This window comes from Micromonospora sp. NPDC047620 (genome assembly GCF_043205005.1).
Lineage (GTDB): Bacteria > Actinomycetota > Actinomycetes > Mycobacteriales > Micromonosporaceae > Micromonospora.
In genome coordinates, this window is the sequence record NZ_JBIDDG010000011.1 from 28,001 (window position 1) to 40,545 (window position 12,545).

The following is a 12,545-nucleotide window of genomic DNA, read 5'->3' on the forward strand; positions in this document are numbered from 1 at the left end:
CGGCGTGACGCTGCTCGTGGTGGGGGCCAGCGGGTACCTCGGCGGTGAGGTCTGCCGGCAGGCGGTCGCGGCGGGGGAACGGGTGGTCGGGACGTACCACTCGGGCGGGGTCGAGGTGCCCGGCGTCGAGGCGCACCGCCTGGACGTGACGGACCGGTCCGCCGTGCGCGACCTGGTCGCCCGGGTCCGCCCCGACGCCGTGGTCAGCACCCCCTACCGGTACGCCGAGTGGACGGTGACCGCCGACGGGGCGGCGCACGTCGCGTACGCGGCCGCCGAGGCGGGGGCGCGGTTGGTGCACCTGTCCAGCGACGCGCTGCACGCCGGCCGTCCCGAGCCGTACGCCGACGACGAGCCGCCCAGCCCGGTCTTCCCGTACGGGGCGGCGAAGGCGGCGGCCGAGACCGCCGTGCGGGCGATCGACCCGGGCGCGGCGCTGGTGCGTACCTCCCTGATCGTCGGCGACGAGCGGAGCAAGCAGATCCGGCTCTGCCTCGACGCCCTCGCGGGGCGGGCCGCCCTGTTCACCGACGAGATCCGCTGCCCGGTCGACGTCACCGACCTCGCCGCCGCCGTGCTCGACCTGGTCGACAGCCGGTACGCGGGCCCGCTCAACGTGGCCGGCCCGGACGCGGTCAGCCGGGCGGAGATGGGCCTGCTGGTGGCGGCGCGGTTCGGCCTCGACCCGGCCGGGCTGAAGACCACCACCAGCGCCTCCTCGGGCCTCGTCCGCCCCGCCGAGGTGCGCCTCGACTCGTCCCGCGCCGCCGCCCTGCTGCCGACCCGGCTGCGCGGCATCCGCGAGCTGCTCGCTCCCTGACGTCTCCACGTCCGCGTCACCCCTCAAGCACACTTCCTATGCACAACTATTGTGCATAGGAAGTGTGCACAAGTATTGTGCAAGTCATGGAGAACGCATCACCGGACGCGCTGCGCAACGTCCGGCTCGACCACCGGCAGGTCCGCGTAATGGCCCACCCGCTGCGGATGCGGCTGCTCGGCGCGCTGCGCGTGGACGGCCCGGCCACCGCCACCGCGTTGGCCGAGAAGCTCGACACCAACACCGGGGCGACCAGCTACCACCTGCGCCAGCTCGCCGAGGCGGGGCTGGTCGCCGAGGACCCCGACCGGGGCACCGGCCGTCAGCGGTGGTGGCGGGCGGCGCACGACATCAGCAACTTCGACCCGACCGACTACGACGACGATCCGGACGCCCGGGCGGCGGTGCAGTGGATCCAGGGCGAGCAGGTGCGGCAGATGGCCGAGCTGGCCGAGCGCTGGATGGCCGCCGCGCCGCGCCAGTCCCCGCAGTGGCGGGACGCCGCCGGCATGGGCGACATGGTGCTGACGATCGGGCCGGACCGCCTGCAGGCGCTCGGCGACGAGCTGTGGCAGGTGCTGGTGCGCTACCACGAGGAGACGGTCCCCGACGAGGGCGACGCTCGCTCCGTGCACGTCTTCCTGGCCGCGTTCCCCAGGGCGGAGGGGAAGCGGTGAGCGCGCTGTCCGTACGCCAGGTCCGGCGGCGCTTCCTGGTGCTGCACGGGCTGCGCTGGCTGCCCATGGGCCTGATGGTCCCCGTGATGATCCTGCTGATGCAGGAGCGTGGCCTGTCGTTGTCCCAGATCGGCCTCGTCTTCACCGCCCAGGGCCTGGTCGTCCTCGCGCTGGAGTTGCCCACCGGCGGCTTCGCCGACGCCATCGGGCGCCGTCCGGTCCTGATCGTGGCCTGGCTGGTCAACCTCGTCTCGCTCGCGCTGTTCGCCGTCGCCGACTCGTTCGCGCTGTTCTTCCTGATCTGGGCGTTGCAGGGCGTGTTCCGGGCGCTGGACAGCGGCCCTCTGGAGTCCTGGTACGTCGACGCCACCCTGGCCGCCGACCCGAAGGCCGACTACGAGCCGGGCCTCGGCTACGCCGGCACCGTCATCGGCGTCTCGATCAGCGCCGGCGCGCTGGTCGGCGGCGGCCTGGTCGCGCTCGGCCCGATCGGGCCGGTCAGCGCGCTCACCGTGCCGGTGCTTGTCGCGTTCGCCCTCCAGGCGGCGGCCCTGGTCGCCCTGCTGGTGCTGCTGGTGGAGCCCCGCCCCGCGAGGGGCGCCGGCGCGCTGCGGGCGTCGGTCGTCGAGGTGCCGCGCATGGTCGGGCGGGCGGTCGGGCTGCTGCGCCGCTCCCGGGTGCTGCTCGCCCTGGTCGCCGTCGAGCTGTTCTGGGGCTTCGGCATGATCACCTTTGAGTCCCTGCTGCCCCTGCGCCTCGCGGAGGTGGTCGGCGACCCGGACCGGGCCGCCGCGCTGCTCGGACCGGCGAGTTCGGCCGCCTGGCTCGCCTCGGCCGCCGGGGCCGCGCTCACCCCGCTGCTGCTGCGCTGGCCCGGGGCGGCGCCCGGGGCCGCGCTGCTGCGGATCCTCCAGGGCGTCACGGTCGTCGGCATGGGGCTGTTCGCCGGCCCGGTCGGCGTGCTGGTCGCCTACCTCGCCTGCTACACCGTGCACGGCGCGTCGAACCCCCTGCACATGGGGCTGCTGCACCGCCAGGTCGACGGCCCGTACCGGACCAGCGTGATCTCGCTGAACTCGATGATGGCCCAGCCGGCGGGGGCGCTCGGCGGGGTGGTGCTCACGATGGTGGCCGAGGCGACCAGCATCAGCACCGCCATGGTCGTCGGCGCCGTGGTGCTGGCCGTCGCCGCCCCGCTCTACCTGCCCGCCTGGCGCGCCGGCCGCCGCACCCCGGCCGGCCCCGACCCCGTGCCCGCGTCGGAGGCCGTGCCCGCGTCCGGCCCGCTCCCGGATCCGGAGGCCGTTGCCGCCCTCGGCCCGGTCCCCGCTCCGGGTGCCGGACCCGCGTCGGGGACGGGTCCCACCGAGCGTGTGAGCGGGTGGTCGGAGGTGGACGCAGCGTCCGCTCCGGCGCAGGGCGGCTGAGCGACCGGCGTGCCGGCGGGCCCCGAGAGAGGGGCCCGCCGGCACGCTCAGGCCAGGTGCACCGAGCTGCGGGTCAGGGTGCCGGTGAAGCCGAGCCGCCGGTAGAGCCGGATCGCGCCGGCGTTGACGGTGTAGACGCCGAGCGCCACGGTGTCGTGGCGGGCGAACAGCGCCCGGGTCATCCCGGCGGTCAGTGCCGCGCCCAGCCCCCGGCCGCGCCGGTCGGTGGCGACGGTCAGGCCGGCGAGGAAGCCGACGTCGCCCCGGCTGCGGTCCGCCCCGCAGGCGACGATCCGGTCGCCGTCGCGGATGCCGTACCAGGCGACGACCCGGGGGTCGCCCGGGCGTGAGGTGGTGGTCGGGAACGCCTCGTCGATCAGCGCGGTCAGCGCCGGGTGGTCGGCCTCGGTGAGGCGGACCACCCCCTCCTCCCCGGGTTGGCGCGGGGGCGCGGCGACGGTCCAGAGGAAGTCCCACTCGTCGTGCCGCGCCACCGCCAGCCGGCCGGCCAGCGCCGCCGGGTCGAGCCGCGGCAGGTGCAGCCACTGGCCGGGCCGGAGCACGCCCCGCGCGACGAGGTCGGCGAAGACGTCGACCGCCGGCCCGGGCGCGCCGATCGCGCCGCCGGCCGGGCCGTGCTCCGCCGGGAGCAGCCAACCCACCGCATCGTCGCGCCGCCAGCCGCGCGGCTGCTCGCCGGGCCAGAGCGAGTGCCGGGCGTACGGGTGGTGGTCGGCGGCCGCCAGGATGGCGTCCCGCCCCTCCAGGACCTGGTCGGCGATGATCATGTCGCCAGCCTAGAACGCCCGCCGTGCTCCCGTCGGCGGACCTCGGACGGCACCCAGCACCGGGGCGCTCCACCGTGGAGATTGGCGAGCGGACCGATTGGGTACATCCCGCGCCGACCCACTGGGAACCCCCACCGGAGGAACGACATGCTCGCCATTCTCGCGGCGATCGTTTTCGGCTTCGCCCTGCTGCTCGACCTCTTCGACACCAACCTCGGCGCGCCGGACCTGCTGAACCCGTCCACCCTGCTGATGCTGGGCCTGCTGCTGCTCTCCCTCTACCTCGCCGGGGTCGGCAGCGCCCCGCGCGGCGGGGGCGGCGGCCGGTGGTACCGGGGCCGGCGTCCGGGCCGGGGCTGACCGTAAACGATCACAGTGTCCCGCCCGGCGGCGCGCTTTCGGCGTCGTCGGACGGGACCGGTACTGTTCTCGTGATGGAGTCCGACGCACTCTTCTCCTTCGGTGAGCCCGCCGGAGCGCCCCCTGCGCCCGCGGGTTCCGTCGGTGTGGACGGCTTCACGGCGGTGGGGGAGGATTCGCCCCTGCCGGTCCGGATGCGCCCGCGCAGCATCGACGAGCTCGTCGGGCAGGACCACCTGCTCGCGCCGGGCGCCCCGCTGCGCCAGCTGGTCTCCGCCAGCGCGCCGATGTCGGTCATCCTGTGGGGGCCGCCGGGCAGCGGCAAGACGACCATCGCGCACCTGGTGGCCCGGGCCACCGACCGCCGCTTCGTCGCCATGTCGGCGCTCACCGCGGGGGTGAAGGACGTGCGCGCGGTGATCGAGACCGCCCGCCGGCAGCGCCGCTCCGGCGGCCCGCAGACCGTGCTCTTCATCGACGAGGTGCACCGGTTCAGCAAGACCCAGCAGGATTCGTTGCTCGCCGCCGTCGAGGACCGCACCGTCACCCTGCTGGCGGCGACCACCGAGAACCCGTACTTCTCCGTGATCTCACCCCTGCTGTCGCGGTGCGTGCTGCTCACTCTCCAGCCGTTGGACGATGCGGCGGTGCGCGGCCTGCTGCGCCGCGCGGTCGCCGACGAGCGTGGGCTCGGCGGCGCGCTGACCCTGGAGACCGAGGCCGAGGACCACCTCGTCCGCCTCGCGGCCGGCGACGTGCGCAAGGCGCTCACGGCGCTGGAGGCGGCGGCGGCCTCCGCGACGGCGCTCGGCGCCGGGCGGATCGACCTGGCCACCGCCGAGCAGGCGGTCGACGTGGCGGCGGTGCGCTACGACCGCGCCGGCGACGCCCACTACGACGTGACCAGCGCCTTCATCAAAAGCATGCGCGGCTCGGACGTGGACGCCGCGCTGCACTGGCTGGCCCGGATGCTGGTCGCCGGCGAGGACGCCCGGTTCATCGCCCGCCGCCTGGTCATCTTCGCCAGCGAGGACGTCGGCATGGCCGACCCGACCGCGCTGAGCGTCGCCACCGCCACCGCCCACGCGGTGGAGTACGTCGGGCTGCCCGAGGCGCAGCTCAACCTCGCCCAGGCGGTGATCCACCTGGCCACCGCCCCGAAGTCGAACTCGGCCACCGCCGCGATCGGCGCGGCGATCGCCGACGTGCGGGCCGGCCGAGGCGGGCCGGTGCCCCGCGGGCTGCGCGACGCGCACTACGCCGGCGCCAAGGGGCTGGGCCACGGCACCGGCTACCGCTACCCGCACGACGACCAGCGCGGCGTGGTCACCCAGCAGTACGTCCCCGACGACCTCGTCGGTGCCGACTACTACCGGCCGAGCCAGCACGGCGCCGAGCGGGCCGTGGCCACCCGGCTGCCGCTGCTGCGCCGCATCGTGCGGGGGCTGCCGGCCCCGGCCACGCCGCCGGAGGCGCCGGTGGGGGTGGCGAGCGGATCGGCGGGCAACGGCCGCCGATCGGCGGACACGGGCGGCGCCGGCGCGGTGCTAGAGGGCGGCAGTGACGCCGCCGGAGAGGGTCAGCAGTGAGATCGCGTGGTTCGGAGCGACCGGAGGACGGCCCGGACGAGCGGCGCGACTCCCGCGCCAAGGGTCGCCGCTGGGGGCGGGGCAAGGCCGAGGCCGAGCCCGAGGAGCCCATCAGCGGCGAGGAGTTCGGCTGGATCGACGACCTGCGCTCGGCCAAGCAGCAGCGCACCGAGCTGGGGCCGGGCGGGGCGGAGCAGCCCCCACCCCCGGGCGCCCCGACGCCTCCCGACCCCTCCGGGCCGCCCCACCGAGGCCCCGGCCCGGCTGCCGCGCCTCCGGCATGGAGCGCCGGCGCGGAGCCCCCGCGTCCCCGGCCGGCGGACGGTCCCTGGCCCGGCACGGCGGAGCCCCGGCCGGCCGGCCCGGCGGCCCCCGCCTCCGCACCGGAGTCCGCGCACCGGGCCCCGGCGGCCGGGCGGCCGCAGCCCGGGCCGGACGGGCCCGACCGGCGCCCCCGACCCGACTCCGGCCCCCCGACCGGCCAGCAGGGCGGCCCGGCCACGGGCCGTCAGGGCGGTGCGCCGGGCGGCCCGCGTCCGCCCGTCGGCCCGTCGGCCGATGTGCCCACCGGCCCGCGTCCGCCCGTCGGCCCGCCGGCCGGTGCGCCCCTCGGCCCGTCGGCCGTGCCCGCCGGTCCGTCGGCGCACTCGCCCGCCGGTCCGCAGGTCCGTCCGCACCCGGGGCCGGCCGGGGCCTCGCGATCCGGGCCGCCCGCGGGTGCGCCGGTGGGCGCTCCGGGCGCTCCGCCTGCCGTGGCGCCGGTGGATCCGGCACCGCCGGGCAGGCGTTCCGGTCGGGCCCCCGCGCCGGGCGCCTCCGGCCGCCCGGGAGGTCCCGTCGGTGCCGCCCGGGTCGCCGTCCCGCCACCCGGTGCCGCCCAGCCGCCCCTCGATCCGCCGACCGGCGAGCTGCGCGGCGCCCCGGCCGACGAGCGTGACCCCCGTGCCGGTCGGCTGCGGCGCGGCCCGGTCGACGCCGGCGGCCCCGCGTCGACCGAGGCGACCGGGCACGTGCCGATGGCCGCCCCGCCGACCGCCGCCACCGGCGCCGCGCCGGGCGTGGACGCGACCGACCGCCGCCGTCCCGGCCCGGCCGGTCGACGCCGCGCCCCCGAGCCGGACGAGCCGGTGGTGCCCCGTTCCGGAAATGCCCCACCGGTGCCCGGCGCGCCCTCCACGCCGCCCGGCGTCGGGTCGGTGCCCGCGCAGGGCGGTCCCGCCAACGCGCCCACCCGCCGTGCGGACGGCGGCCCCGCGGCACCGCCCACCCGCCGTGCGGACGGCGGCCCCGCGGCACCGCCCACCGGTCGTGCGGACGGCGGCCCCGCAGCCACGCCCACCGGCCGTGCGGAGGCCGCGGCCGGCCGTGTCCGGGGGCACCGGGCGAGCCCGGACGAGGGGGAGAACGCCGCGCCGGGGCGCCGCGTGGCACCCGGCGAGGGGGAACCGGGCCGGCGGCGGCCCGCCCCCGGCGAGCCCCCGGGCGGCCGGCCGGAGCGCCCGGCCGACTGGCTCCGGCAGGCCGGCCGCACCCACCACACCGACCCCGCCCTGCCGACCGTCAAGCCACCGGCGGCGCCACCCGTCCCGGGCGGCCCGCCGGTGGCACCCGATTCGGAGCAGCGCGGCGCCGGTACCGGCCGCGCCCCCGCGGGCCGGGCCCGCCCCGGCGCGCGGCCGCCGGTCTCCGGCGACGACACCGGACAGGTGACGGGCCGGGCCCGGCCCGGTTCCGAACCGCCCCGGCCGGCCGACGGCGCACCCTCCGGTCCGCCCCCGGCGCGGGGCGCCGCGCGACCGGCGCCGGCCGGACCGCCCGAAGGCGAGGCGCGTCCGGATGGCCGGGCCCGTCCCGACGTGACCCAGGGCGGGCCGGTCCGGGGCGCCGCGCGACCCGACGCCGCGCCGGGCCGGGCCGCCGTGCCGCCGCCCGGGGTCCCCGACGCCGGCGGGATGCCGCCCGGGGCCACCCACGCCGGCGGAACGCCGGCCCCCACGACTCCGCCCGGCACCGCCGGCCCGGGCACCGCGGGACCTGTCACCGCCGGTCCGGGCATCGCCGGACCTGGCGCGCCGGCCGGTCCGCGCCGGTCGGGGCACACGCCACCCGGCCCGGGCCGCCCGGGTGCGGGTGCGCCGGGACCCGACGTGGCCCCGCCCGGTCCCGCCCGGCCCGGCAATCCGCCCGGCCCCGCCCGGCCGCCCGCCGACGGGCGGGACCGGCCCGAGCCGACCTCCGGCGCGGGTTCCCGCCCCGGACCGGCCGGGCCGACCGGCGTGGCCCGCGCCGCCGCCCCGGCACCCCGGCCCGGAGCGGAGGACCGCGCCGCCGGGCGCGCCCTGCCGCCGCCCCGTGACCCTGGGCGACCGGAGCCGGCGGGCGTCCCGCCGGTGCCGCCGCCGGGACCCGCCGGCGGGCCGCCGGTGGCCCGGGCCGCCGTCGCGGTCGTACCGTCCGCCGATCCTTCCGCCGTCGGGCCGGGGCCGGCGGACGGGCCGGCGCTGCGGCAGGCCGCGGAGCCGGAGTCGCCCGACGACGGCGCCCCCGCCCCCGGCGGGCTGCGCGGCGCGCGGTCCGAACTGCGGCGGCAGATGCGCGAGCGGCGGCGGCTGCGGATGGGCGTCCTGGCCCTGGTCAGTGTGGTGCTCCTCGGCGCGATCCCGCTCTTCTTCGGCATCCGCACGCTCAGCCGCGACCCGGTCTTCGACACCCTCGACGAGCTGGACGTGCCGGGCTGGGCGGCGGCGAAGACGGTCGACGACGTCAGCGGCAGCCGGTGGTGCCTGCTCGACTGCCGGCTGCGCGAACGCACCATCACCTCGGAACGGTCACCGGTGGAGACCGCGCAGGCCTACGAGCGGGCGCTGACCGAGGACGGCTGGCGGCCGTGGCAGGTGACCCGCTGCCCCGAGCAGTCGCCGAAGGGGAGCTACACCTGCTGGCGCCGGGACGAGCTGACCCTCGACCTCTGGGTGCGCGAGCCGACCTGCGCGCCGCCACCGGTGGACGGGGCACCGGCCGTGGAACCGTCGCCCGATCCGTCGGCCGCTGCGCAGCAATGCGCCGGATCGTTGGTGTCGGTGAAGGTCCGCAACGCGATCGACGACGAGCGGACCCGGCCGCAGCCGAGCATCGACCCGTCGCTCACGGGCGAGGATCCCTTCCCGACGTTCAGCGAGGATCCGCTCGGCGAACCGACACCCTCACCGTCCTGAGCCGGTTTCCCTCACGGACGGTAGGGTCTGGGGCTGGCGGATCCGCCAGCCCCCGCTGGCCCCTGCGGGCCGCCGGGCGGCGGTGTGGGCACAACGGTCGCGCGTTCCGGGGACGTCCGGTCCCCGGGACCCCTGCTTGAGGAGGACAGGCGTGGACTTTGGAGAGGTCGCGGCGCTGATCGCGGCGATCGCGTTCGCGATGCTGGTGTTGATCCTGACGCTGCCCATCCTGCGGCTGCGGCACACCGTGGACGCGACCACCCGCATGATCAACGACCTCAACGACCGCACCGCGCCGCTGCTGGGCGACGTCAACACCACGGTGAAGAACGTGAACACGGCCCTGGAGCAGGTGCAGACCTCCCTGGACGGGGTGAACCTGCAGCTCGCCAAGGTCGACACCATGACCAGCCACGCGCAGAACGTCACCGCCAACGTCGCGAACCTGGCCACCGTCGTCTCCGCCGCCGCCGCCAACCCGTTGGTCAAGGTGGCCGCCTTCGGCTACGGCGTGCGCAAGGCCGCCGCCGCCCGCCGGCACGCCGAGACCGAGCGCGAGGTACGCGAGACCATCAAGCAGCAGCGGCGGGCCGCCAAGCGCGGCAACCGCTGACGGCACGACCAGGAGGGCTGGGGAATGAGGCGCTTGTTCTGGCTCGGCATCGGGCTGGCCGTCGGCGTGGTCGTGGTCCGCAAGGCGACCCGCACCGCGCAGTCGTACACCCCGGCCGGCATCGCCAGCACGTTGTCCGAATCCGCTGGCGGGCTGGCGGAGTCGCTGCGTAGCTTCGTGGAGGACGTCCGGATCGGGATGGCCGAACGCGAGCAGGAGATCCACGAGGCGTTCGCCCAGGGCGAGGCGTTCGACGACCAGTTCGCCGAGTTGCGGGAGGACCCGCGCATCGGCGACCGAGAAATCTTTCCGGAGGAACACCAGCGATGAAGACGGCGGAGATCAAGCGGCGGTACCTCGCCCACTTCGAGGCGAACGGCCATGCCGTGGTGCCGTCCGCTCCGCTGCCCGCCATCAGCGACCCGAACCTGCTGTTCGTCAACGCCGGCATGGTGCAGTTCGTCCCCTACTTCCTGGGGCAGCAGACCCCGCCGTACCGGCGGGCCGTCAGCGTGCAGAAGTGCATCCGCACGCCCGACATCGACGAGGTCGGCAAGACCAGCCGGCACGGCACGTTCTTCCAGATGAACGGCAACTTCTCCTTCGGTGACTACTTCAAGGACGGGGCGATCCCGCTCGCCTGGGACCTGGTCACCAAGTCGCAGGAGCAGGGCGGGTTCGGCCTCGACCCGGAGCGGATCTGGCCGACGGTCTACCTGGACGACGACGAGGCGTTCGACATCTGGCGCTCCGTGGGCGTGCCCGCCCAGCGAATCGTGCGCCGGGGCAAGGCGGACAACTTCTGGTCGATGGGCATCCCCGGCCCGTGCGGCCCGTGCTCCGAGCTGTTCTACGACCGCGGCCCGGAGTACGGCCGCGAGGGCGGCCCGGCGGTCGACGAGGACCGCTACATGGAGTTCTGGAACCTCGTCTTCATGCAGTTCGAGCGGGGCCCGGGCACCGGCAAGGAGGACTACCCGATCCTCGGCGACCTGCCGGCGAAGAACATCGACACGGGCATGGGCCTGGAGCGGATGGCGTCCATCCTCCAGGGCGTCGACAACCTCTACGAGATCGACGAGGTCCGGCCGATCCTCGACAAGGCCGCCGAGCTGACCGGCAAGCGTTACGGCGCCCGCTCCGGCCACGTCGCCAGCGAGTCCCACCCGGACGACGTCCGGCTGCGGGTGATCGCCGACCACGTGCGTACCGCGCTGATGCTGATCGGCGACGGGGTCACCCCGAGCAACGAGGGACGCGGCTACGTGCTGCGGCGCATCATGCGGCGGGCGATCCGCGCCGTGCGGCTGCTCGGCTGGCAGGAGCGGGCGCTGCCCGAGCTGCTGCCGGTGGCCCGGGACTGCATGTCCCCGTCGTACCCGGAGCTGGCCACCGACTTCGACCGGATCGCCGACTACGCGTACGCGGAGGAGGACGCGTTCCTGTCCACCCTGCGCGCCGGCACGACGATCCTGGACACCGCGATCGCCGAGACCCGGACCGCCGGCAAGAAGGCGCTCTCCGGTGAGAAGGCGTTCCAGCTGCACGACACGTACGGCTTCCCGATCGATCTGACCCTGGAGATCGCGGCCGAGCAGGGGCTCCAGGTCGACGCGGAGGGCTTCCGCCGGCTGATGGCCGACCAGCGGGCCCGGGCCAAGGCGGACGCCCAGGCGCGCAAGACCGGGCACACCGACCTGTCGGCGTACCGGTCGGTGCTCGACTCGGGCGGGCCGGTGACGTTCACCGGCTACAGCGAGGTGTCCCGGGAGTCGACGGTGCGGGCGGTGCTCGGCGTCGACGGCCCCCGCCAGGCGGCGGTCGAGGGCGACACGGTCGAGCTGGTGCTCGACGCCACCCCGTTCTACGCCGAGGGCGGCGGGCAGCAGCCCGACCTGGGCATGATCACGGTCGGCGGCGGCCAGGTCGAGGTGCTCGACGTGCAGCAGCCGGTGCCCGGCCTGATCGTGCACCGCGCCCGGGTGGTCCGGGGCGAGGTGCGGGCGGGGGAGACCGGCTACGCGGAGATCGACACCACCCGCCGGCGGGCCATCTCCCGGTCGCACACCGCGACCCACCTGGTGCACCAGACGATGCGCAACTTCCTCGGCGAGTCCGCGACCCAGGCCGGTTCGCTGAACGCCCCGGGGCGGCTGCGGTTCGACTTCAACACCCCGACGGGCGTGGCGCCGAGCGTGCTGCGCGACGTCGAGCAGCAGGTCAACGAAGTGCTCCTCGCCGACCTGGAGGTGCACGCCTTCGTCACCTCCCTGGAGGAGGCGCGGCGGATCGGCGCGATGGCGCTGTTCGGCGAGAAGTACGGCGAGGAGGTGCGGGTCGTCGAGGTCGGCGACTACGCCCGGGAGCTGTGCGGCGGCACCCACGTCGCCCGCTCCGGCCAGCTCGGCCTGGTCAAGATCCTCTCCGAGTCGTCGATCGGTTCCGGCGTCCGCCGGGTCGAGGCGCTGGTCGGCATGGACGCCTTCAACTTCCTGGCCCGCGAGCACCTGCTGGTGTCCCGCCTCGCCGAGCTGTACCGGGTGCCCAACGACCAGGTCGCCGACCGGGTCGAGCAGACCGTGACGCAGCTGCGCGACGCCGAGAAGGAGCTGGAGAAGCTGCGCGCCCAGCTCGTGCTCGGCGGCGCGGCGGCGCTGGCCGCGCAGGCGAAGGACGTGCGCGGGGTCGCGTACGTGGGCACCGAGGCGCCGGAGGGCGCGGCCGGCAACGACGTGCGGACGCTCGCCCAGGAGATCCGGGGCAAGATCGATCCGGCGCGGCCGGCGGTCGTCGCGGTGGCGGCCCGGGCGAACGGCAAGGCGTCCCTGGTGGTCGCCGTGAACCCGGCCGCCCGCAGCCGGGGCCTGTCCGCCGCCGACCTGGTCAAGGCGGCCTTCTCGGGGCGTGGGGGCGGCAGCCCCGACCTGGCCCAGGGCGGCGGCCTGCCGGCGGCGGAAGCGCCGAACCTGCTGCTCACGGTCGAGAAGGCGATCGCCGAGGCGTGATGCGAGACCGCAGCGACCAGGGCGGACCGGCATGGTCCGCCCTGGTTCGCC

Annotated in this window: 10 protein-coding genes; 9 read left to right on the top strand and 1 reads right to left on the bottom strand. The window is 76.5% G+C overall.

What is annotated here, in order from left to right:
- Positions 1-4: 4 nt before the first annotated feature.
- The 3 genes from ACGF5C_RS15270 to ACGF5C_RS15280 all read left to right on the top strand — a co-directional run bounded on the left by ACGF5C_RS15270 (position 5) and on the right by ACGF5C_RS15280 (position 2,924).
- On the top strand, positions 5-820 hold the full coding sequence (locus tag ACGF5C_RS15270; RefSeq protein ID WP_393301765.1) for an SDR family oxidoreductase: 816 nt from the start codon (positions 5-7) through the stop codon (positions 818-820).
- Positions 821-906: 86 nt separating this feature from the next.
- Positions 907-1,497 carry an ArsR/SmtB family transcription factor gene (locus ACGF5C_RS15275; protein ID WP_393301768.1) on the top strand — a complete coding sequence of 197 codons (591 nt, stop codon included), beginning with the start codon at positions 907-909 and terminating at the stop codon, positions 1,495-1,497.
- Positions 1,494-2,924 carry an MFS transporter gene (locus ACGF5C_RS15280; RefSeq protein WP_393301771.1) on the top strand — a complete coding sequence of 477 codons (1,431 nt, stop codon included), beginning with the start codon at positions 1,494-1,496 and terminating at the stop codon, positions 2,922-2,924. The genes ACGF5C_RS15275 and ACGF5C_RS15280 overlap by 4 nt, the downstream gene beginning before the upstream one ends.
- A gap of 47 nt (positions 2,925-2,971) precedes the next feature.
- Here ACGF5C_RS15280 and ACGF5C_RS15285 read toward each other — a convergent pair whose 3' ends face one another.
- Positions 2,972-3,712: a GNAT family N-acetyltransferase gene (locus ACGF5C_RS15285; protein WP_393301774.1), complete on the bottom strand. Its 741-nt coding sequence runs from the start codon at positions 3,710-3,712 to the stop codon at positions 2,972-2,974.
- Positions 3,713-3,859: 147 nt separating this feature from the next.
- Here ACGF5C_RS15285 and ACGF5C_RS15290 point away from each other — a divergent pair, with 147 nt between their 5' ends.
- The 6 genes from ACGF5C_RS15290 to alaS all read left to right on the top strand — a co-directional run bounded on the left by ACGF5C_RS15290 (position 3,860) and on the right by alaS (position 12,494).
- On the top strand, positions 3,860-4,072 hold the full coding sequence (locus ACGF5C_RS15290; RefSeq protein ID WP_350708997.1) for a hypothetical protein: 213 nt from the start codon (positions 3,860-3,862) through the stop codon (positions 4,070-4,072).
- Between the two features lie 74 nt (positions 4,073-4,146).
- Positions 4,147-5,661 (top strand): replication-associated recombination protein A, encoded by a 1,515-nt coding sequence (locus tag ACGF5C_RS15295; RefSeq protein ID WP_393301777.1) that lies wholly within the window; start codon positions 4,147-4,149, stop codon positions 5,659-5,661.
- Between the two features lie 2,591 nt (positions 5,662-8,252).
- On the top strand, positions 8,253-8,876 hold the full coding sequence (locus ACGF5C_RS15300) for a hypothetical protein (protein ID WP_393302210.1): 624 nt from the start codon (positions 8,253-8,255) through the stop codon (positions 8,874-8,876).
- 151 nt (positions 8,877-9,027) lie between these two features.
- Positions 9,028-9,489 carry a DUF948 domain-containing protein gene (locus ACGF5C_RS15305; RefSeq protein WP_393301780.1) on the top strand — a complete coding sequence of 154 codons (462 nt, stop codon included), beginning with the start codon at positions 9,028-9,030 and terminating at the stop codon, positions 9,487-9,489.
- A gap of 24 nt (positions 9,490-9,513) precedes the next feature.
- The gene (locus ACGF5C_RS15310; RefSeq protein WP_357457616.1) at positions 9,514-9,819 is read left to right on the top strand and encodes a hypothetical protein; all 306 of its coding nucleotides are present in this window, start codon (positions 9,514-9,516) and stop codon (positions 9,817-9,819) included.
- A complete protein-coding gene (gene alaS / locus ACGF5C_RS15315) occupies positions 9,816-12,494 on the top strand; it encodes an alanine--tRNA ligase (protein WP_393301783.1) in 2,679 nt (892 codons plus the stop codon). Before ACGF5C_RS15310 ends, alaS begins: the two co-directional genes overlap by 4 nt.
- Positions 12,495-12,545 lie beyond the last annotated feature (51 nt).

What these genes read in the sequence shown, in the direction of transcription:
- ACGF5C_RS15275 (WP_393301768.1), top strand. Translation starts at nt 907, where the DNA reads ATGGAGAACGCATCACCGGACGCGCTGCGCAACGTCCGGCTCGACCAC.
- ACGF5C_RS15285 (WP_393301774.1), bottom strand. Translation starts at nt 3,712, where the DNA reads ATGATCATCGCCGACCAGGTCCTGGAGGGGCGGGACGCCATCCTGGCG.
- ACGF5C_RS15290 (WP_350708997.1), top strand. Translation starts at nt 3,860, where the DNA reads ATGCTCGCCATTCTCGCGGCGATCGTTTTCGGCTTCGCCCTGCTGCTC.
- ACGF5C_RS15295 (WP_393301777.1), top strand. Translation starts at nt 4,147, where the DNA reads ATGGAGTCCGACGCACTCTTCTCCTTCGGTGAGCCCGCCGGAGCGCCC.
- ACGF5C_RS15300 (WP_393302210.1), top strand. Translation starts at nt 8,253, where the DNA reads ATGCGCGAGCGGCGGCGGCTGCGGATGGGCGTCCTGGCCCTGGTCAGT.
- ACGF5C_RS15310 (WP_357457616.1), top strand. Translation starts at nt 9,514, where the DNA reads ATGAGGCGCTTGTTCTGGCTCGGCATCGGGCTGGCCGTCGGCGTGGTC.
- alaS (WP_393301783.1), top strand. Translation starts at nt 9,816, where the DNA reads ATGAAGACGGCGGAGATCAAGCGGCGGTACCTCGCCCACTTCGAGGCG.